The 477-nt window shown below is 67.7% G+C and carries 1 protein-coding gene; it reads right to left on the bottom strand.

From position 1 onward, the window contains the following. A partial coding sequence (locus AC10QF_RS20100) for a hypothetical protein (RefSeq protein ID WP_494542743.1) occupies positions 1–477 on the bottom strand: 477 nt, incomplete at both ends.

Genomic DNA, 477 nt, shown 5'->3' with positions numbered 1-477 from the left:
AGATAGGTCAGGTAGTGGGCCACGATGTAGCCGATGATGCTCGGCACGATCGAGTGGACGAAGGCGTTGGGCAGGTCGCGTCGGCGGGTCGCCGGGCCGACGGCAGTCAGAACCGTGCCAACCGCGAAGACCAGTCCCACTCCAACGCAGAAGGACAGACGCGCCAGGTTGTTGGCGAGGTCGACCATCGCCCGGCTGCCCGAGATGGTCTCGTTGTTCTGGATGAACCGGATCCAGACCGAGGAGTCCTGGAACGAGTCGAAGGCGGTACTGCAGAAGAGCACCGCCGCGACCCCGACGAGGCCGGGTCGCACCTCGACCGTGTCGAGGTTGGCGAGCGGGCTGCGGACGACCAGGGTGCCGCCGGCCTGGCCGCTGCCGGGTGCCGGGTCCCTCCGTCCCCAGACCGACAGCTTGGCGACCAGCGAGGAGTAGACCTCGAACGGGTCGCCGCGCTCGTAGAACACGCTGCCGAAC

The sequence above is a fragment of the Stenotrophomonas maltophilia complex sp. Om-AH-Sm3 genome (assembly GCF_059337855.1).
The sequence above is the reverse complement of the archived record's forward strand: the minus strand, read 5'-3'. Positions and strand labels throughout refer to the sequence as shown.